Source organism: Streptomyces inhibens, assembly GCF_022221585.1.
Classification (GTDB): domain Bacteria; phylum Actinomycetota; class Actinomycetes; order Streptomycetales; family Streptomycetaceae; genus Streptomyces; species Streptomyces inhibens.
This window is the reverse complement of record NZ_CP084681.1, coordinates 9113727-9132115: the sequence shown is the minus strand read 5'-3', so window position 1 is coordinate 9132115 and position 18389 is coordinate 9113727. Positions and strand designations below refer to the sequence as shown.

Here is an 18389-nt window from a genome sequence, read left to right as displayed (position 1 = left end):
CGTCGAGGTTGAGCACGGAGCAGGGCGGGCCGGCAACTGGGGCGGGAGGCGGCCGCATCGGCGGCCGGTCGTTGAACCCGGTGGTCGTACGAAGCGCTCAGCCAGGCCCGATGGTTCGAGGGCAAGATCGCCCTCGCCGCTGATAGTCGGATGCGCGTCGATCGGCCGGATCGTAGCCTCACTCGATGGCCAGCTTTGAGACGCATCGCCAGCGCATCCACGACGCACGTCGTCCGGTTCGCGCTCGCCATGCCGCCTTGCGCACATGCGTGGAGAGCTTCGCTCCCTACGGTTTTCGCGCGACCTACCATCACTTGTGCCGCAGCGCCCGGATCCCGGTCGAGCTGGAGGAGGACCCGGCATCGTTGGTCCGCGCGGTGGAGGAACTCCACGCGGCCCGCCGCCTTTGGCTGGCGGATGAGGCCATGTTCATAGCCCGCCGCCGGCAGGAGAAGGCCATCGGGCGCCGCCATCCGACGGCACATGGCAGCTGGCGAGATCAGGGACGCGGTTCACAAGGCAGCTTGGCCTACTGCCCCGACCCCGAGTTTCACCCGACGGACCTGCTTCCCACCGTGGTGGAACGCGTGTTGCGCTCCACGGTTCCGGCCACGGCAGCGTCCTGTGTGTGTCGAGCTTGTGGCAGCGACGCAGGGACAACTGCCTGGAGCAGCGGTTACCACGTGTACCGGCTGTGCGCACGATGCGGGGTGAGCCTCAGCTCGCAGCAGTCGGATGTCGACCGGGTCGTGCTCGCTGCCAGGGCCGAGCGTTGGAAAGAAATCTGGAGGCGCACAGCCTGACTTTTCCCGGACGACCTCCAGCAAGGCCGGCGTGGCTGGTACGCCTCGAGCGGCGGACCAGCCCCTCCTTCCGGCAGTGGTCTGCTGTGGTGTCGAGTTCGTAGGCACCCGCGCAAAGTAACCAATGCCAACGGCCCCACGCATGAATATCCGTACCTGATACCGCCAGTCCTGCGCCCACGTGCTCACCGAGCATCAGGACGAACGGCTCCCGGACCGGCTCGGCGCTGTCCGGGCTTCGGCCTTCTGCGGAAACGGGCCCCGCTCGCCCGACATGAGCCGGCGCGCGTTACCGGCCAGGGCCGCCAGCTTGATGGTGTCCACCATCGGGGGTGCAGGCCTCGGCGACCGAGAGGCTGTTCTCGTAGACATGGTGCCGGGTGATCAGCCCGTCTTCCACGGACAGCCGCAGTGCGAAGGGCCCTTCGAAAGTCTTCCCGGTGGCCCGTACCGTTCCTGAGAGGTGACCTGTCAGCACTGCCTCTGTGCCCTCGACCACGATCGTGTCGATCGAGAAAGCGCCTCGGCCCGGGACCGTGTGCGCGGCCAGGTCAAGCCAGTGGCCCGCGACATCAGCACGAGTAGAACGGGGGCGAATCCACGGCACTCGCGGATTCTCGGCCACCATCCAGTCGACCTTCTCCGCGTAGACGGCGGCGATACGTTCCGGGTCCCCTTCTGCGGCACGGCGAAGATATTCCTCTACGACAGCTCGGGTGCGGTCGGTGGTACTCGACATGGTTGGGTCCTCTCCCCTGGTGATGCACGGATGATCCTGTGCCAGGCCCCGCGAAACGTCGATTACCTGCCGAGTAATTGACGGTCTCCGGAGCCCGCCGGCAGGGCAAGAGCTGCCTGATACGGCAGGGAGGGTGCTGCGAAGCAGCGTCCCATCGGCCCCACTACACCCATCGGCCGTGAGCCGATCGGCCGCTATGACCATCGCGACCGGCACGCCGGCCGCAGAGACGATCCAGAACATCAAGGCCAGGCGCAACAGCACCTGATTTCAGTGCCGGAGGGCGGGCACACGGTGTCGCCGTGGCCGCCCTCCGGCATGTCCACGGTGCCCGCTCGACGCGGGTGCGGTGTTCGAAGGCTGTCTGCACCCGTTCAGTCGGCCTGACGAGGGCCCGCTGGGGGGAGCGTCGGTTCCTCGACCGGCGCGGTGTCTCCAACACGCTGCCGCCGCCCGGCGCCGACCTGCTCCCGGCGCGTGCCGGCGCCGTCCCGGGCGTTGACGAACCCGCACCAGCGTCCGGACACACCGCCGCCCCTCTCGGCACCCTGACACTCCACCACAGCAACGCCGGCCGTCAGGCGGTGACGGTGACGCGCTGCTCCCAGTCGATGCGATGGAAGTACAGCGGGCGGAACATCTCCTCGGGGGTGGGGAAGGTGACAGCTGCCGCCTCGGTCTTGCCGGCCTTTATCTTGTTGGCGGCGGCCGCGTTCTGTCCGATCGCCTCCACCCGAGGGCGGCGCAGGCCGACGTAGGCGGCGAACGCCTCGGTAGGCGTGGGCAGGTCACGCAGACAGCGGGCCAGTTCGACCGCGCTCTCGATGGCCAGCGAGGCGCCCTGCCCGGAGCTGGAGGAGGGCGCGTGCGCCGAATCGCCCACCAGCACCATGCGGCCGCGGTGCCAGTGCGGCACCGACGGCATGCGTTCCATCCGGCCGACTGTGATCAGTCGTTCGGGATCGGTGTGCCGCAGCAGCCGCTCACCCGGGACATGGCCCGCGTAGACCTCGCGCAGCTTGGCCAGCCACTCGGCGGCCGGCACCTGCGCCAGCTCGGCCGGACCCGGCGGTGTGTCGGTCGGCAGCCCGGCAAACCAGATCAACTGCCCGTCCGGGCCCTGCCAGTAGCCGATGAAGGTGCGGCCGAAGGCGAAGTACATCGTGCCGGGCTCGGCCTCCACTCCGCTGTCCGTGGCGTGGCCTCCGAAGCTCAGCACGCCGCCGTACTCCGGATCGGGTGCCTGCGGGTCGATCAGGGTACGGACGGTGGAGCGGATGCCGTCGGCGCCGATCAGGATGTCGGCGGTCGCCGACGTACCGTCGGCGAAGTGGGCGGTGACACCGTCGGGGGTCTCCTCCGCGCTCACCAGCCGCTTGCCGTAGGCGAAGTGGACGCCCTCCGCCACCGCGTGATCGGTCAGCGCCCGGAAGAGCGCGGCGCGGGGCATCGCCAGGCTCGCGGGTAGCTCGGTGAACCCGCCGAAGCCGGCCGTGCGGTGTCCGGCGCCGTCCGCCATCACCACGCCGGGCACCGGCTGGCCGATGGCCTCCAGCGCCTTGTCGGCGCCGATCGTCCGCAGTGCCGCCAGGCCGTTGGGGGCCAGAGCCAGCCAGGCGCCGACGCCGTCCGCCGCTGTGGGGTACGCCTCGTGGACCGTGGCCGTGATGCCCGCCTTGCCCAGCGCGAGTGCCATCACCGGACCTGCCACCCCGCCCCCGATGACCAATGCCGTCCGTACGCCGGTGCTGACGCCCTGCCCGTCGTGGATATTCATGACCCCTCCCACTGTGGATTCGCTCGCGCCGGGCCGCGTGCCCGGCCCACTCATAGTTGCACTGCACCTAGTCTCAGTGCAACTAGTTTCGTCCCCACTAGACTTACCGACATGACCGCTCCCGTGAAGAGCTCGCCGCTCGGCCTGACCGTGCTGGCGCTGCTGCACTACCGACCGCTGCACCCGTACGGCCTCCAGCAACTGATCAAGCAGTGGGGCAAGGAGCAGGTGGTCAACGTCGGCCAGCGGGCAGGGCTGTACCGCACCATCGAGCGGCTGCACGCAGGCGGACTGATCGCGGTACGTCAGACCGAGCGCGACCAGCAGTACCCCGAGCGCACGGTCTATGAGGTCACCGCGGAAGGCCGCGCCGTCGCCCGCCAGTGGCTGGAGCAGATGCTGGCCGTCCCCAAGAGCGAGTTCCCGGTCTTCCCGGCCGCGCTTTCCAACGTGCCCATGCTCACCCCGGCCGAGGCGTTGGAAGTGCTGGAAAAGCGCGCGGAGCGCCTCGCCGCACAACGCACCGACCTGGAGGCGTGCCAGGCCGTCGACGCCGGTTCCGGCCTCCCGCGCGTGACTCTCATCGAGAACGAATACGTGCACGCCATGGTCGTCGCCGAGGAACGCTGGGTCCGGGCAGTAATCAGCGACCTCCGGAACGGCGACCTGACCTGGTCCCCGGAACTGCTCGTCGCCTTCGCGGAACGCTACGAGACACCCTCGGCCGATTGAGCTCGTTCTTCATCGTCCGAGCCTGAGCTGCTCGCCAGGTCACCGGCCGCTGGATGCGGCAGGTGTGCCCGCCATGAACCGAGATGCAGACGAGGCACGGCCGCAGTGCGACAAGGCGGTCTTGTCCCACCCAGTTCACCGCACCCACAATTACTGCCTGCCGCAACTTGGCAGTACTAACGGGGAGGACGTACGGGGTGAAACTCAACAGGCGTGTCGCACTGCCGGTGGGAGCCGTCGTGTTCGCGGTGGCGGCGTTAGCCGGATGTGGTGTTGAAGGCAAGATCGGGAACTACGGCAACGTGTCCGTGTGGCCGTCCGCAGATCCGAGAGGCCAGGCACCAGTGGGCAAGTTGACGACACTGATGACGGTGACGGTCGAGTGCCACGTGCCGGGCAAAGTAGACGCCAAAGGCTTTGGTTACGGCGGGAGTTACAAGGTGTCGTACGACGGCGGGTCCGGCTACATCGACGACAGTACCGAGATCATGAGCGACGACGGTGTGGTGTCCCCTGACCGGGTATCCGAATGCTGAGCCTGCTCAGTGTGACTGACCTCTAACGGCGCCACTCACCAGGGAGTTCGGCAGGCGTGAACGGCGGTCTTGGCGTGATCCTTTGCGCTGACCAGAGCGCGAGTTTCACCAGCCCCAAGACCGCCGTCGGAGGTGAGTCCGCTGTATCACGATGGCCAGCGGGAAGCGTTCGCTTCGGCGTCATAACGACTTCTCAGCGTGCCTGCACACACGTCGTGACGCATCGCTCGAGCTGGCGGACTTGCTGCTGCGCGCGAATGGTCCGGTGGTCACGCCGGTGGACCGACGCCGTGTACGCGGGGGCCCTCAACCTGTGCATCAACGGCGCGAAAGGCCGACAGACACCAGCGACGCTCTGTACAAGGCCGTCTACTCGTCCAGTCACTCCGACGAGTGCGTGCAGAAGATGCTCGCCCAGGCCAAGTCCTGTGCCACGGCGTAGCCCAACGGCCCCGAATCGGGGGTTGAAGGGGGTACGCGGGAGCCCTCGTGAGGAGCGTGCAGGCGTCGCCAGAACAGTCACGCAGTCACCTGCTCCTCAAGCATGGCCAGTACCGCCGCCGTGGACCGTACATCGCCAAAGGACCGGTAGACGGTGTGCAAGGTGGCGTTGTGGTCCTGGTCGCGGCCGGTGGCGTTGGCGTCCGCGACCAGGACGACCCGGTAGCCGAGTGTCCAGGCATCGCGGGCCGAGGACTCGCAGCACACGTTCGTGACCGTGCCTGTGATCAGGACGGTGTCGATCCCGCGCTCCTGCAGAAGTTCAGGGAGCGGGCAGCGCCCCGGAAAGAAGGCGCTGGGCGCGGACTTCTCCATGAGGACGTCGTCGCTGCCGAGGGTGAAGCCGTGCCACAGCCGGCCGGGAAGCGGGCCGCTGCCGCCGGAGTTGCGGAACATCTCGGCCGCTTCGGGGCCGTGGAATTCGTCGCCGACCGGTGTGCGTTCCGTGCGGGCGGGCAGGACCCACGCAACGGTTCCGCCAGCGGTGCGAAGGCGGTCGGCGAGGTGCTGGATGTTCGGGACGATGCCGCGGGCGTAGGGGTTGGCGTCGACGAAGAACGGCACCATGTCGACCACGACCAGCGCCGTGCGGGTGGGCTCGAAGCTCGTGTATGCGAACCGGCGGCCGCGGCGCTCCTCCTGACGCCGGTACTCCCGGTCGTCGATGCGCCAAGCGTGGACGAGACTCTCGGTGTTGTGCACGGCGGTGCTCCCGTCAGTCGGGGCCCGGGGCGGACAGGTTTGTGGTGGTGGCCCCAGTGACCGTGACACCCACCGTGCCGTCCCCAGGTCTTGGAGTCGACGATGCGGCGGTGGTCGTTGCGCAGGGTGGCGGTGTCGCCGTTCAGCCGTCGAGCTCCTGGGCCCGTCGTTGGTTCATCGTGCTTCCAGCAGGTCGGCGGAGGGCTGGAACCCGGCTCGGCGGTAGAGCGGGACGCTGCGTTCGGACGGCCAGACGATGAGGGCGTCCATGGATCTCCCCCGAGCGTGTTGTCGCACGGCCTCAAGGAGGGCGGCCCCGAGCCCGCGATTGCGGTGCCCAGGAACCACGTAGAAGTTCGTCACGTAGCCGACAGGGGTGTTGTCCTCGTAGGGATCCGGCACTCTTTCCACGAGGTGGAGGAAGACATGCCCGCAGATCTCTCCACCGCTTTCCGCCACCCAGGCCAGCCAACTTCCGCCGGCCAGCCGCTCCTGGAGCCACTGCTCGGCCTGTCTTACGGATCGAACAGGCGCGGAAGGATCTCCTTCGTGATCCTCTTGTTTGAACGCCCAGCGCAGCCGGGCCAGAACGGGAGCGTCAGCGGCGCGGGCCTGGCGTACATGGACGTCTGTGGTCATCGGAAGATTCTCGCGCACCCGAGTCTTCTCCCGCTCCCGTTTTCCCTGCGTCTCAGGCCGGTCGGTACAGGCGCGGGGGCGCTTGCCGTCTCACTGTCCGTGGAGATGACCGCGGACAGGCTCAGACGTGGTCCGCCGGGTCGGGCCCGCTGCCTGCGCGGTGGTCAGCCGGCCGGCACGACGTTGGTGGCTGCCACCGCGGGGCGCAGGGCCCGGGCGAGCTTGACGCCGTCGCCCACGGCCCAGAAGTGGGTGAAGAACAGGCGGGGTTCGTCCGTCAAACCGTGGTTGTGGAGCTCGACGAGCTCGGCCCCGGCACGCCGCAGGGCCACCAGGACGTCTTGAACTTCCTTGGCGATCATGGCGCAGTCGCCGCTGATCGCGGCCCGCCCGCCGCCCAACGGCTGGAAGTTGAACGCGCTGGTCGATCCCAGTCCCGGGGGTAGTACCAGGTTGCCGTCGCTGATCTTCTCGCGGCGCACGAAGATGCACTTGTAGATGCCGTCGTCGAGGGAGCCCTTGACTCCCAGCGCGGCATCGATGCCGGCGGTGTCCAGGTCGACGGACTGTTGCGGGGTCGGCGGTAGTGGGGGCGGGGTGCCGGTACGGTCGAACGCTGCACGCAGGCCGTTGGCCAGAGCCACGGTGTCGTGGCCGTGTGCATGGACGTGGATCCACCAGATGTCGGGGGTCTGGGAAAGGAGGTGCTTGTGGATCGCGGTCTGCCCGATCTTGTGCTCGTGCAGGGCATCGGTGAATGGCTGCAGTTCGTGCTCGGTGACCACCACATCGCCCATCACCAGCGTGCTTTTGTCGGCGTAACGGATGAAGGACACGTGCGAACCGAGGGCGAGCGCCGGTTTGACGACGATGCGGCGGGAGCACACCCGGAGGTCCCGGCGTGGAAGGGATGTGTGATACATCGCCTTTCGCTTCATATCGCCTGTCCGGCCCAGCGTGTTGGCGACGTGCTCCCAGTCCGATAGGGCAGTGGGAACCGGCTCGACCAGCCTGTGGCTCTTCACCTCGGCCGTCCGGGTGGGCAGGGCGCGAGCGGGGGCCGGCGTCCCGGCCAGCATCGGAGCCAGGGCGGCCGCGGCCAGCATGCGCCGCCGCGGCGTACCCGCGTGCGGGTAACTGTCCTGCTGTCGGTCTTCGGCCATCATGTGAGCACCTCCATGACGAGATGGAAACACGGCGGGCTGGAGTCAACGTCGTCATCGTCACCGGTTGGGGCCAGGTGGGCTAAGGAATCAGTCCCAGACCCCCGCCCACGACGCCAAGCAGCCCTCAACATGACTGCCGGCAAGCAGTACTCCGCTTATCGCACCGCCGAACTCGGCCACGGCGAAAGGCCGATGGGTGGTCAATCGAACCGACAGCTTTCCAGCGGTCCTACAAATGACCGGTCCGGACCCACCCCTGAACGTAGGACATTCACCAAGTAGGTGTTTTGAAGGCGGTGGCTGACGGCACTTCAACGTCTCTCGCGGCACAACCGATGAGTTCGAGCGCACGGCTGGGCAACAACCGCAGGGACGCCGTGTCCGACTCCCATAGCAGGATGGGATGGCTCTCCATCTGTTGCGGTGAGGAGTGACGGCCTTGGTCCTGTTCTCAACTGTGACTGGACGACATTCCACCCGCTGACCGACCAGGCGTTTCGCCGTGTCCGGGGTCCAACAGCGCTGACCGGTCCGTCGGTTGAAAGGAACATCGTCGGACGTAGACGTGCACCCAAGTCGCCCGCGCGCTGTTCGACGCCTGCGGCCGCAGTCGGAGCGACATACGACTGTGCGTACAGCTATGTGCTCTACAGCACCACCGCGGGATCGAGTGGGCTCGATGATTTTGGAGCGGGGTGACAGTCTGCATCGACGTATCCCCCGAGCGAGGAAGAAAAGAGGAGCGAGTCCCATGCGCATCGTGATCAGTGAGTTCATGAGCTTGGACGGCGTCGTGCAGGCACCAGGCGGGCCCGGCGAGGACACCGACGGTGGCTTTGCCCACGGTGGCTGGTCGCACACGTTCTTCGATCCGGACGTGGTGGGCGGTGCCTTCGTCGACGCGCTGAGCAACGCCGAGGCGCTGTTGTTCGGGCGCCGCACGTGGCAGACGATGGCCGCGGCGTGGCCCGAGCGAGCCGGCGACCCCTTCGCCGACCGGATGAACGCCATCCCGAAGTACGTCGTGTCCGAGACGCTGGGCGACGACGAGCTGACGTGGGACAACAGCACGCGCATCCCCGGCGACAAGGCCGTCGCCCGCATCCGGGAGCTGCACGAGACCGACGGCGGCGACCTGTTGGTCATGGGGAGCCCCACGCTCGTGCGCACCCTCCTGCGCGAGGGCCTGGTCGACGAGCTCCGGCTCATGCTCATGCCTGTGATCCTCGGCGGCGGCAAGACGATCTTCCCCGACGACGGAGCGCTGCGTACGCTCGAGCTGGTCTCGACTGTCACCAGCGGTACGGGCGTGCATGTGTGCACCTATCGGCCGGTCGCCGGAGGGTAGGTCGGGAGGCGGCGGGGGCACCGGGGCTACCTTGCGGCTGGGGTCGGAGAAGGCCGGTTAAGGGCCACGGGCCGGGGCTGCCTACCTCGGGGTCGAAGCCCTTGATCCAGCTGAGCTTCAGCGATGGGTCCTCGTCGCCGTCGAACCGTACGTCGACCGAACCGTCCTTGCCCAACAGCTCGCAGCCGAGGAAGAGCAGCGCCAGGCGGACCCTGCGGTTGTTCGTCGAGGGCTGGGGCGGCTCGCCGTAATGCGGTACGCCGAGCCGGAGGCCCTCCGTAACAGGCCTGGTCAGGCACCCTTTAGGCTTCGGGGACCGCTCGCTCCCGGCGGGCGCGGCACGCCATCTCCCCAGAAAGGGAAAGCCGTTGAGCGCCGACCTCCCGGCCCAGAGCACCGAAGAACTCCTCGCCGACGGGCGGCGGCTGCTCGACGCCCACGACCACGACGCCGCCGAGCCGCTACTGTCCGCCGCCTCCGAGTCCGGCAACCCGGAAGCCGCCGCGGCCTACGGCGAGTTGCTCATCGCCACCCGCCGGGTCGACGAGGCCGTGCCGTGGCTGGAGCGCGGCGCCGGTTGGGGTCTCCCCTGCTCATTAGGAGCTTGGGGAAGGGCGTCGCCACGGCCGCCCGGAAGCGGGCCGTGACAGCCAAGGACCGCGGTGAAGGGGAGACGGCCGAGCGCTGGTACCGCTCCGCCGCGGAGCGCGACGGCGACTGCGCCTTCGGTCTCGCGAATTTCCTGGAGGAGGGCGGAGACCTGGCCGGGGCCGCCGAGTGGTACCGCCGCGGCGCGGCCCTCGGCAGCCTTGCCTGCAAGACCAACGGTGCGGTGCTGCTGGCTCGAAGCGGCCGGAAGGAGGAGGCCCGCGAACAGCTGTGGGAGGCGGCCGACGCGGGCGATCACATCGCTCGCCACGCCCTGGACGCCATGGACGCGGCTGAGGACAAACTCATCGAGTACGAGGACGAGCTGGCGGAGGCCGAGGACGCCGAGGAGGCGTTCGACGCCCTCGAGGACCTGCTGTACGAGAAGGAAATCTTCCGCGCCTACCCCTGGCTGGTCGCCGACGCCGAAGCGCTCTACGAAGAGGCCGCGGAGCTGGGCTGCGACCACGCCCTGGTCGATCATGCGTTGTTGATCGAACGGGAACAGGACCGCTTCGACGAGGCGGACGCCCTGCTCCTCCGTGCCCATGCACGGGGAAGCCTGCGCGGAACGCGCGTCTTCGCCGTCCTCCGTGAGAACCGCGGCGAGACAGCGGCGGCGGAGGAGTGGTACCTCAAGGCGGCGGAGGGCGGCGACGGGACCGCGCAGTGGAACCTCGGTCTGCTCTACAAGCGCCAGCGCCGCCTGGACGAGGCGTACGCATGGATCGAGCGGTCGGCGCACAAGGGCTACGAGAAGCAGCTCGAACACATCGATGAACTTCGCGACGAGCCGGACAATGTGCTGGCCCCGGACGACGAGTCCCGCCTGCTCGCCCTGCGCCCCCGCGCCGAAGCCGGCGACGCCGAGGCCGCCACCGAGCTGGCCGACCTCCTTGCCCACAAGCGGGATCTCCCGGAGGCCATCGCGTGGTACGAGCGGGCCTTCGCGGCCGGTCACGCCGGGGCAGGTCTGGCTCTCGGGCGGACGCTGAAGGGCATGGGGACCCGGCCCGAGCGTCTGCTGGAGCATTACCGACCGGCCACCGAGAGCCCCGACCTCGCCCCGGAGGCAACGGACGAACTGGGCCAGCTGTACCTGGACATGGACGACGAGGCCGGCGCCGAGCGCTGGCTGCGCCGGGCCGCCCGACTCGGCAGCGGGTCGGCGGCCTGGTGGTGCGCCGACCGGTCGGACGACTACGGCGACCAGCAGGAGGCCCTCCGGCTGTGGCGGCAGGCCGCCGAGGCGGGACACGGCATGCCCGCCTTCAAGGCCGGCCGCGCGCTGCTCCTGCGCGGCGACGCCGCCGAGGCCGAGCCCCTGCTGCGACTGGCGTACGAGGAGGACGTCCCGGAGGGCGCGTACTGGCTCGGACGCACCTTTCGCGAGCTCGGGCGGCTCGACGACGCGGTGACCTGGCTGCGTACGGCCGTCGACATCCACGGCTATGTCCAGTCCCGCTACTCGGGGTTCATGCTCACCTCGCTCTTCGATCCCCGGATCGAGCTGGCCGAGCTGCTCTGCGAGCGGGAAGCGGACGACGAGTGCCGTGAGCAGCTCGACGTGGTCCTGGAACGGAGCCCCCGTCACCGGACGGCGCACCGGCTGTACGCCCAGGTGGCTGCCCGTCAGGGCGACGCCGAGGCGGCCCGCGCCCATCTGCGGCAGGCGGGCGTGGAGGGCGTTGAGGAGCTGGACGCCCTCGACCGTCCCGGAGTCGGCACCGAGGAGGTCGTACGGATCGTGCGCGCTGCCGCGAACGGGTGCTGGTAACGCGAAAGACCCGTCGGCCGGGGATTCTCCCCAGGCCGACGGGCCTTGTAGCGCGCCTTGAGCGTATCGGCTCGGCGGAAGCGGGCGGAGCGGCTCGCCCCTGACACAGGTCGAGCGCGGTCAGGAGTGGATCTCCCCGCAGGCGCGGCCGCGCGACTCGAGCCTGCCGTTGACGTACTTTCGCCTGTCTTCCCGGCGTTCTCCGGGGCGCGCGTCAGGGACAAGGCCAGGTGCGGCGACAGTCCAGGCGCGGCTCAGGGCGAGGCTGCGTACCGGTGTGCCAGTTCGGCCACGGTCTGGGCCATCGCCTCCCGTAGCTCGCGCGGACCGAGTACCTCTGCCTCAACGCCCAGCCTGAGCAGATCGCTGACTGCAACGGCTTGCGCCTCGACCGGCATCTCCACCTCCACCCAGCCCTCGTCGTCCGGCGGTCCGGCTCCGTCCAGGGCCCGTGCGCCTGCCGCACCGAACTGCGCGGGCAGCAGCCTCTGTGCGCGAGGGGAGATCCGCAGTCGCGCGGTCCCCTGACGCATCGCGGCTTCCAGGCGCTGTGAGGACTGCTCCCAGTAGGCGGCGAGATCGAAGCCGGCCGGCCGCTCGAATCCTTCCCCCGTGGTGTCCACGGCCAGGACCCGCGATATTCGGTAGGTCCGCAGGTCCTCGTCCGCCATCGCCACCAGGTACCAGACACCGCCTTTGAGGACGATGCCGAGCGGGTGCAGATCCCGGTGCACCTCACCGTTCCACCGTCGGTAGTGGGTACGCAGCACACGCTGCTCCCACACCGCCTGGGCGATGGGCGCAAGATACGGGACCGGGTCGGCGTCCCGGAACCATGCCGGTGCGTCCAGGTGGAACCGGTGCTGAATACGCCGTGTCCGGTCGGCCAGTTCGTCCGGCAGCGCGGCCTGCAACTTCAGCTGAGCGGTCGCCAGCGCCGCGCCGAGGCCCAGATCACGCGCCGGACCTGGCGCTCCGGCGAGGAACAGCGATCCGGCCTCGGAATCGGTGAGCCCGGTCAGTCGCGTGCGATACCCGTCCATGAGGCGGTAGCCGCCCGCAGGACCGCGATCCGCGCAGACCGGGACGCCCGACAGGCTGAGCGCCTCGATGTCCCGGTAGACCGTACGGACGGATACCTCCAGTTCAGCGGCGAGCTCAGGGGCGGTCATCCGCCCGCGGTTCTGGAGCAGCAGAAGCAGGGAGAGAAGCCGGTCGGCACGCATGGAGCCATTGTCCTGCTGTACCTGACAGGAGATGTCAGGTACAGCAGTCAGGCTCGTCACACGCCGTACGGAAGAGTTCCTGCGGCCGATCGAGAGGACATCCATGCCCGCGCGTACGACCGGCCACTTCACCTTCGCCAACTGGGAGGAACGCACCATCAGCCCGAGCGAGGCGAGTCCCCGACTCGCCCATGCCTCCGTCACCAACACCTTCGTCGGGGGCATCACGGCTGCCGAGACCACCTGCGAGTACACCATCGTCTATGTCTCGGAGAAGACAGGTACGTTCACCGGCATGGAGCTGCTGGCCGGCAGCCTCGACGGGCGAGAGGGCAGCTTCGCCGTGGAGGAGCGCGGCTCGTTCGACGCCGACGGCTCTGTGCACTGCACCTTCGAGGTCGTACCAGGATCAGGCAGCGGCGACCTGGCCACCCTCAGCGGCACCGGCAGTTTCACCGCCAAGCAGGGTGAACCAACTGTCCCGTACACCTTCGACTACAACCTGAACTGACCGTAGGCGACTGCGAGTTCCTCGACCAGCGCGATAAACCCAACAGCCTCGCAATGATCTTCAGGAACTCACAGTCGTGACTACCGGTCGTGGCTGGCCACCAGGCGTGGCATCAGGTCGAAACGGCGCAGGAGCTCGCAAATCCGGAGAGACCGTAGCGCCGGGTCAGGTGGCGTCGGTTCGCGCCGCGGTGACCGCCACCGTGGTGTAACGCATCGTGAAGCTGCCACCTATCGCGTCGATAGCGGCTCCGACGCCCTCCAGCACCTCCGCCAGCTTGTCCGGCGGAAGCTGGGTGAGGGCGCCATGGGTCGGCATCTGGTCCAGCCACGCGTCCCGGGTGTAGGACCACTCCCAGTCGAATCGCCACTGCTCCGGGGCGCTGAACCGGCCCACCTCCCGGATCCCGTCGGAGGCCTTGGTGAACAACACCTGGTACCCGTCCAGGGCTTGCTTCGTCATCGCCTGGACGTTGAACGGCGAGTCGGGCATCACCCACCGGTAGGCCGCGGCGGAGGCTTCCGCCACCTCGGGCGGAAGCTGGAACACGTTCCAGAACGCTGCCAGTCGGCCGCCGGCCCGCAGCACCTGCGCGGCCTTGGCCGCTCCCGCAACAGGGTCGATCCAGTGCCAGGCCTGGCCGGCGACGACCGCATCGAATTCCCGGCCGGCCGGGTCCCAGGCTTCAAACGTCGCTACGTCCACCTCGCCCCCGAGCTGTCGCGCCAGGTCGGCCATCCGCGCGTCGGGCTCCACCCCGAGCACCCTGCAGCCGGCCGCCTGGAACTGCCGGGCGGCAATTCCGGTGCCACAGCCGACGTCGAGGACGTCGGAGCCGGGGCTGCCGGCGACGATCCGGTCCACCATTTCTGCGGGATAGCGGGGCCGGGCCCGGTCGTAGCGTTCGGCATCCGAGCCGAACGACACCGCTACCTGTCCGCGTTCATGAGGCTTGTGTTCGGAGATGGGTGCTCGCTCCGGCGGTATAGTGGGCATGCGCCCACTATCAATGGGCACATGCCCACTCGTCAACCGGGCGGGCCCAGCAAGCGAAGGTGGGATGCACGGTGCCGACAGGGGTAGCCATCCGCGACGCACGCGAGCAGTTGTTCGACGCCGCTGAGCGCGTCCTGCTCCAGGACGGGCCGAGCGCGCTGACCAGCCGGGCGGTCACCACAGAGGCAGGCTGCGCCAAGGGCGTCCTGCACCGGCACTTCACCGACTTCGACGCCTTCCTCGCCGAGCTCGTGCTGGACCGCATCGGCCGGATCGACAGTCAGGCCGCCGACCTGCGCAACTCCGCCGGGACCGGCACCGTCGCCGACAACCTCACCGGCGCCCTGACGGACCTGTTCGGAGCGGTCGCTGTGGCGATCGTCGGCCTCGTCACCTCCCGGGATGACCTGCGCGCCCGGCTCCGCCGGACCACACCGACCGGCATCCCGGTACTCATGGAAGCTACGGCCATGATCGCCTCCTACCTCACCACCGAGCGCGAACTGGGCCGCATCGCGGCGGATGCCGACGTCGACACCCTCGCTCCCACGCTGATCGGGACCGGACACATGCTCTTCGCCGACCGGAAAGGCACCCCGCCGGAGGCCGGAGCCGTCCGCAAGGTCGTGACCACGGTCATCGCCGGCGTCACGTAAGAACCGCTGCCATGAACGGCCCAGCAGCAAGCAATGCCCACTGAGGACACAAGTTCAATCAGCAAGGCCCGAGGCCCACTTGGCATAGGACGCGTGCGTCCCCCGGTAGTTCGCCCGGCGACAGCCGATCTGGTCGACGTCGCCGGCCGGAGAGAATCCGCGGACCTGAACCTCCGCTGCGGACGGAATTCCGCAACCCGCGGTTTCTCACTGATCCTGGCATGCAGATGCCGTGTTGGACTGCGGAGATTCCGGACGCCCGGTGGCTGTCAGGAGCGCTGCCGGAACGGGAGTTGGCCGCGGCGCCGATAGCGGGATCGGACCGCCACGCTTCCGGCGGCCGACCGCGGGCCGGCCCCCTCCAGCTGACGGTACGCGGTAGCACACCACCCCCGGATGTCAGGCGACCTTCGCCACCCCCGTCTGCGGATCCACCCCTCGTATCCACCCCGCCGTGCGGCCGCCCCAGGAAACAAACACGAAGCGGCCTGTAATTCGTAACGCCCGCGTGATAGAAACTAGAAAATAGTTCTAGTCGATTAGGTGGCCGGCCAGAGCCGTCGTCCTTGTTTCCGGCCCCGCCGACCCCAACCTCACACGGGAAGTGATCGCATGTTACGTGTGTTACGCGCCCTTGGTCTCACTGTCCTCCTGGCGAGTATGTCCCTCGTCGCAGCCCCGTCCGCGAGCGCGGATACGCGCACGGCCATCGGAGGCGGCACCGGAATCATCTTCCGGCTGCAGCCGACCCCGGAGGAGCACAAGGGCTACTACGTCTGCACCCTCACCGCGGTCGGCCGCGACTCGGCCGGCAACCTGGTGGGCCTGACCAACGCCCACTGCTTCATAGACGAGCAGGGCAACAAGCTGGTCGGTGAAAAGGTCTACCGGGACACCTCGCCCGCGGGGACAGCCGCCGCCCCGGCTCCGATCCCCGACAGCCGCCCCGACCTCGAGACGGGGCCCATCGGCACGGTGACCTACGTCAGCACGCCGAACAACCTGCTCAACACCGGCCCCAAGGGCCTGGACTACGCGGTGATCAAGCTGGACGAGAGCCGGGTCGCTCCCACCAACACCGTCGGCGGAGTGACCATCACGTCGATCGGAGCCCCGCCCGCCAACGGAACCCGCATGTGCAAGCAAGGCCACCGGACCGGCCTCACCTGCGGCATAAAGCTGGGCACCCACGGAATCTGGTTCACCCATCTCGTCTGGACCGACGGCGGTGACTCCGGCTCCCCCGTCGTCGCCGGCCAGACGCTGGTCGGCAACGCGTGGGGCGCCCAGCACAGCTCGCCGATCCTGAGCATCATCGACGAGATGAAAGCCAACGGCGGAGTCGGCGCCGGCTTCCACCTCGCGTCCTGAACCGCTCCGAGAGCCCACGGGCCCTGCCTCGTCATCTCGTCGGCACGGGCCGGTGACGGCTCCCCCGCCCGGGGAACTCCCCCGGGCGGGACCAGGCCGCCAAGCGGTAGCAGTACGCGCCCCGCACGGACATCACGGGGTGCAGCCAGCGGCGTCCGGGCCATCGCCCCCCTGCTGCCGCGCGCTCACCCCTCCGACAGGCACAGCCGTGGCCGGCATCAGCACACCTTCACTCTCGATGGAGCGACCATGTTGCGGGTGCACTTCACGTCCGAGGACTTGGCGCGGGTTCGGGTGGCCCCGGGACCGGACTTCCTCTGGGAGATCAGCAACAGCGTGCAGACCCTGCAACGGCGGGACGGCGCCCGGGTGTTCGGCGAGTGGCGCCAGTGGGCGCGGCCGCGACTCTCGGACAGCTGCCGACTGCTGTCCTCCCTGCTGCCGCCCCGAGGCTACTCACCGGACTTCCTCACTCCTACGTCCGGCGACCGCGGCACGCTGCAGGCGGCCGTCGACACCCTGCTGAGCACTCCCCGCCCGCGGCTGCGCACCGATCTGACGCAGCTGGCCGCCTCGCTCCAACTCCCCAGTTGGGCAGGGTCTTTGGCCTGTGGCGACGTCGATACCCTGCGTCGGCTGGGCCTGGCCGTCCACACCTACCACCTGGAGGCGCTCGCGCCGTTCTGGCGGCGCATCGCCGCCCATGTCGACGCCGACCGCGCCATCCGGCTGCACAGCCTGCTCGACGGTGGCACCGAGGGACTACTGGCCGGTCTCGGGCCGCAGTTCCGCTGGAGGTCGCCCGTACTGGAAGTCACATACCCCGTCGACCAGCAACTGTGCCTGCGCGGCCGGGGCCTCATCCTTCAGCCGTCGTTCTTCTGCTGGCCCACACCGATCACGCTCGCCGACGCGGAGCTGCCACCCGTCCTGGTCTATCCCATCCATCACGCCACGGACTGGGCCAGTCCCGTCCCCAACGGCCGCCCCACAGAAGGCTCAGGGCCCCTGGGACCACTGCTCGGCCACACCCGTGCGGCCATACTGCGCGCGGCCCGCACCGGCTGCTCCACCGTCCAGGTCGCCCGCCTCCTGGACGTCACCCACCCCGCCATCAGCCAGCATATGAACGTGCTGCGCGCGGCAGGCCTGGTCACCACCGTCCGCAAGGCCGGACGGTCCTTCCACGTCGCGACCGCGGAAGGGCGGGCCCTGCTGAGCACCGCGGAGCGGGCGGGCCTGGAATAGCCGGAGCACACCGCCCCTCCACATCCGGTGACAAGGCTGAGCCCAAGTCCGGTGGTAAGCCTGAACTTTCATCGCTTGCACCTGCCGCGGGCCAGGAACCACGCTGGCCCTGCTGTCACACGGCCGCGTCTTCCCCGGGGCCGTTTCTTCCCGCAAGGCCCACACCTTCCAGGAGCCGTCATGCGCAGAAGACTTATGTCCACCGCGATCGCCGTCGCCGCCGTCGGAGCTCTGGTCTCCCCCGGCATCGCCCAGGCGAAGCCCACACCGCGCACCCCGTCCGTGTCCGTGCTCGCCCACGGCTCGAAGGCCGGTACGGCCGTCGTCAGCGGACACCACCAGCCAGGCACCCGGCTGAAGATCGCCCCCGCGCGCACCGCGGATGCACACACACTGCAGGTCGACTACCAGGTCCAGGAGACCGGTTACTGGTGCGGCCCGGCCTCCACACGTATCGCGCTCTCCGCGCGCATCGCCCCGCCCAGCCAGGCCGATCTGGCCGCGCAGCTCGGCACCACCGAGGATGGCACCGGCCACATCGGCCAGGTCACCGGCGTACTCAACGCGAATCTCGGCACGGGCTGGTACGAGACCAAGGAGATGCCGGACGACCCGCCCACCCAGGCTCAGAGGGACCTGCTGTGGAACGACATCGTCGCGGACATCGACCACAACTACCCGGTGGTGGCCAACATTGTCGCCGCGCCCGGCAACCAGCCTCCCGGCTACCCCTCGGACCAGACGATCTACCACTACTTCACCGTCATCGGCTACGACGACGCGAACCGCACCGTCCTCATAGCCGACCCCGCCTCCTTCAGCGGCAACCAGATCTACTGGCTCTCCTTCGACCAGCTCGCCACACTGATCCCGCCGAAGGGCTACACCGCCTGACCGGTCCAGGGGGACCACCTCGCGTACGGCGCCCGTGTCCGCGGACCGGACCAGGGCGGCGTAGGCACGCGTCGCTGTCGCATCAACGGCCTCCAGCGGAACGGGCGGCGGCGCGTGTC

19 protein-coding genes are annotated in these 18389 nt (G+C 68.8%); 11 read left to right on the top strand and 8 right to left on the bottom strand.

From position 1 onward, the window contains the following. The first annotated feature begins 185 nt into the window (after nt 1–185). On the top strand, nt 186–803 hold the full coding sequence (locus KI385_RS41080; protein WP_238577087.1) for a hypothetical protein: 618 nt from the start codon (nt 186–188) through the stop codon (nt 801–803). A gap of 289 nt (nt 804–1092) precedes the next feature. Here KI385_RS41080 and KI385_RS41075 read toward each other — a convergent pair whose 3' ends face one another. Both KI385_RS41075 and KI385_RS41070 read right to left on the bottom strand, forming a co-directional pair. After that, nucleotides 1093–1542 carry a nuclear transport factor 2 family protein gene (locus tag KI385_RS41075; protein ID WP_238577086.1) on the bottom strand — a complete coding sequence of 150 codons (450 nt, stop codon included), beginning with the start codon at nt 1540–1542 and terminating at the stop codon, nt 1093–1095. A 577-nt stretch (nt 1543–2119) separates the two neighbouring features. Further along, on the bottom strand, nt 2120–3319 hold the full coding sequence (locus tag KI385_RS41070; RefSeq protein ID WP_238577085.1) for an FAD-dependent monooxygenase: 1200 nt from the start codon (nt 3317–3319) through the stop codon (nt 2120–2122). 111 nt (nt 3320–3430) lie between these two features. Here KI385_RS41070 and KI385_RS41065 point away from each other — a divergent pair, with 111 nt between their 5' ends. Both KI385_RS41065 and KI385_RS41060 read left to right on the top strand, forming a co-directional pair. Next, nucleotides 3431–4051, top strand: a complete 621-nt coding sequence (locus tag KI385_RS41065) for a PadR family transcriptional regulator (protein ID WP_238577084.1) — start codon at nt 3431–3433, stop codon at nt 4049–4051. A 197-nt stretch (nt 4052–4248) separates the two neighbouring features. Beyond that, nucleotides 4249–4587 (top strand): hypothetical protein, encoded by a 339-nt coding sequence (locus tag KI385_RS41060; protein ID WP_238577083.1) that lies wholly within the window; start codon nt 4249–4251, stop codon nt 4585–4587. A 519-nt stretch (nt 4588–5106) separates the two neighbouring features. Here KI385_RS41060 and KI385_RS41055 read toward each other — a convergent pair. From KI385_RS41055 to KI385_RS41040, 4 genes are all read right to left on the bottom strand, one after another. After that, nucleotides 5107–5790, bottom strand: coding sequence for a cysteine hydrolase family protein (locus KI385_RS41055; RefSeq protein ID WP_238577082.1), 684 nt, complete (start codon nt 5788–5790; stop codon nt 5107–5109). A gap of 174 nt (nt 5791–5964) precedes the next feature. Next, entirely contained in the window at nt 5965–6429 is a 465-nt protein-coding gene (locus tag KI385_RS41050; RefSeq protein ID WP_238577081.1) for a GNAT family N-acetyltransferase, read from the bottom strand. Nucleotides 6430–6593: 164 nt separating this feature from the next. After that, nucleotides 6594–7595 carry a DUF1259 domain-containing protein gene (locus KI385_RS41045; RefSeq protein WP_238577080.1) on the bottom strand — a complete coding sequence of 334 codons (1002 nt, stop codon included), beginning with the start codon at nt 7593–7595 and terminating at the stop codon, nt 6594–6596. A gap of 87 nt (nt 7596–7682) precedes the next feature. Further along, on the bottom strand, nt 7683–8348 hold the full coding sequence (locus KI385_RS41040; protein WP_238578053.1) for a DUF6192 family protein: 666 nt from the start codon (nt 8346–8348) through the stop codon (nt 7683–7685). On the opposite strand from KI385_RS41040, the gene KI385_RS41035 reads away from it, so the two are divergent. The 3 genes from KI385_RS41035 (at nt 8347) to KI385_RS41025 (ending at nt 11368) form a co-directional block, all read left to right on the top strand. After that, entirely contained in the window at nt 8347–8943 is a 597-nt protein-coding gene (locus KI385_RS41035; protein ID WP_238577079.1) for a dihydrofolate reductase family protein, read from the top strand. The genes KI385_RS41040 and KI385_RS41035 overlap by 2 nt on opposite strands. Nucleotides 8944–9311: 368 nt before the next feature. After that, the gene (locus KI385_RS41030) at nt 9312–9590 is read left to right on the top strand and encodes a tetratricopeptide repeat protein (RefSeq protein ID WP_238577078.1); all 279 of its coding nucleotides are present in this window, start codon (nt 9312–9314) and stop codon (nt 9588–9590) included. Continuing rightward, complete coding sequence (locus KI385_RS41025; protein WP_238577077.1) at nt 9587–11368, top strand: tetratricopeptide repeat protein; 1782 nt, start codon at nt 9587–9589, stop codon at nt 11366–11368. The genes KI385_RS41030 and KI385_RS41025 overlap by 4 nt, the downstream gene beginning before the upstream one ends. A gap of 254 nt (nt 11369–11622) precedes the next feature. Here KI385_RS41025 and KI385_RS41020 read toward each other — a convergent pair whose 3' ends face one another. Continuing rightward, nucleotides 11623–12594: a helix-turn-helix transcriptional regulator gene (locus KI385_RS41020; protein WP_238577076.1), complete on the bottom strand. Its 972-nt coding sequence runs from the start codon at nt 12592–12594 to the stop codon at nt 11623–11625. A gap of 103 nt (nt 12595–12697) precedes the next feature. On the opposite strand from KI385_RS41020, the gene KI385_RS41015 reads away from it, so the two are divergent. After that, on the top strand, nt 12698–13105 hold the full coding sequence (locus tag KI385_RS41015) for a DUF3224 domain-containing protein (protein WP_238577075.1): 408 nt from the start codon (nt 12698–12700) through the stop codon (nt 13103–13105). A gap of 165 nt (nt 13106–13270) precedes the next feature. On the opposite strand, the gene KI385_RS41010 is transcribed toward KI385_RS41015, so the two are convergent. Then, nucleotides 13271–14101, bottom strand: a complete 831-nt coding sequence (locus KI385_RS41010; protein WP_238577074.1) for a class I SAM-dependent methyltransferase — start codon at nt 14099–14101, stop codon at nt 13271–13273. 71 nt (nt 14102–14172) lie between these two features. Here KI385_RS41010 and KI385_RS41005 point away from each other — a divergent pair, with 71 nt between their 5' ends. The 4 genes from KI385_RS41005 (at nt 14173) to KI385_RS40990 (ending at nt 18270) form a co-directional block, all read left to right on the top strand. Continuing rightward, the gene (locus tag KI385_RS41005) at nt 14173–14757 is read left to right on the top strand and encodes a TetR/AcrR family transcriptional regulator (RefSeq protein ID WP_238577073.1); all 585 of its coding nucleotides are present in this window, start codon (nt 14173–14175) and stop codon (nt 14755–14757) included. A 660-nt stretch (nt 14758–15417) separates the two neighbouring features. Further along, nucleotides 15418–16128, top strand: coding sequence for a trypsin-like peptidase domain-containing protein (locus KI385_RS41000; RefSeq protein WP_238577072.1), 711 nt, complete (start codon nt 15418–15420; stop codon nt 16126–16128). Between the two features lie 249 nt (nt 16129–16377). Beyond that, nucleotides 16378–17376: an ArsR/SmtB family transcription factor gene (locus KI385_RS40995; protein WP_238577071.1), complete on the top strand. Its 999-nt coding sequence runs from the start codon at nt 16378–16380 to the stop codon at nt 17374–17376. Nucleotides 17377–17556: 180 nt separating this feature from the next. Continuing rightward, nucleotides 17557–18270: a C39 family peptidase gene (locus tag KI385_RS40990; protein WP_238577070.1), complete on the top strand. Its 714-nt coding sequence runs from the start codon at nt 17557–17559 to the stop codon at nt 18268–18270. The last annotated feature ends 119 nt before the right edge of the window (nt 18271–18389 follow it).

Excerpts from the sequence above, each read along its gene's own strand:
- KI385_RS41080 (WP_238577087.1), top strand. The coding sequence starts at position 186 with ATGGCCAGCTTTGAGACGCATCGCCAGCGCATCCACGACGCACGTCGT.
- KI385_RS41075 (WP_238577086.1), bottom strand. The coding sequence starts at position 1,542 with ATGTCGAGTACCACCGACCGCACCCGAGCTGTCGTAGAGGAATATCTT.
- KI385_RS41070 (WP_238577085.1), bottom strand. The coding sequence starts at position 3,319 with ATGAATATCCACGACGGGCAGGGCGTCAGCACCGGCGTACGGACGGCA.
- KI385_RS41065 (WP_238577084.1), top strand. The coding sequence starts at position 3,431 with ATGACCGCTCCCGTGAAGAGCTCGCCGCTCGGCCTGACCGTGCTGGCG.
- KI385_RS41050 (WP_238577081.1), bottom strand. The coding sequence starts at position 6,429 with ATGACCACAGACGTCCATGTACGCCAGGCCCGCGCCGCTGACGCTCCC.
- KI385_RS41045 (WP_238577080.1), bottom strand. The coding sequence starts at position 7,595 with ATGATGGCCGAAGACCGACAGCAGGACAGTTACCCGCACGCGGGTACG.
- KI385_RS41035 (WP_238577079.1), top strand. The coding sequence starts at position 8,347 with ATGCGCATCGTGATCAGTGAGTTCATGAGCTTGGACGGCGTCGTGCAG.
- KI385_RS41040 (WP_238578053.1), bottom strand. The coding sequence starts at position 8,348 with ATGGGACTCGCTCCTCTTTTCTTCCTCGCTCGGGGGATACGTCGATGC.
- KI385_RS41020 (WP_238577076.1), bottom strand. The coding sequence starts at position 12,594 with ATGCGTGCCGACCGGCTTCTCTCCCTGCTTCTGCTGCTCCAGAACCGC.
- KI385_RS41015 (WP_238577075.1), top strand. The coding sequence starts at position 12,698 with ATGCCCGCGCGTACGACCGGCCACTTCACCTTCGCCAACTGGGAGGAA.
- KI385_RS41010 (WP_238577074.1), bottom strand. The coding sequence starts at position 14,101 with ATGCCCACTATACCGCCGGAGCGAGCACCCATCTCCGAACACAAGCCT.
- KI385_RS41000 (WP_238577072.1), top strand. The coding sequence starts at position 15,418 with ATGTCCCTCGTCGCAGCCCCGTCCGCGAGCGCGGATACGCGCACGGCC.
- KI385_RS40995 (WP_238577071.1), top strand. The coding sequence starts at position 16,378 with ATGTTGCGGGTGCACTTCACGTCCGAGGACTTGGCGCGGGTTCGGGTG.
- KI385_RS40990 (WP_238577070.1), top strand. The coding sequence starts at position 17,557 with ATGCGCAGAAGACTTATGTCCACCGCGATCGCCGTCGCCGCCGTCGGA.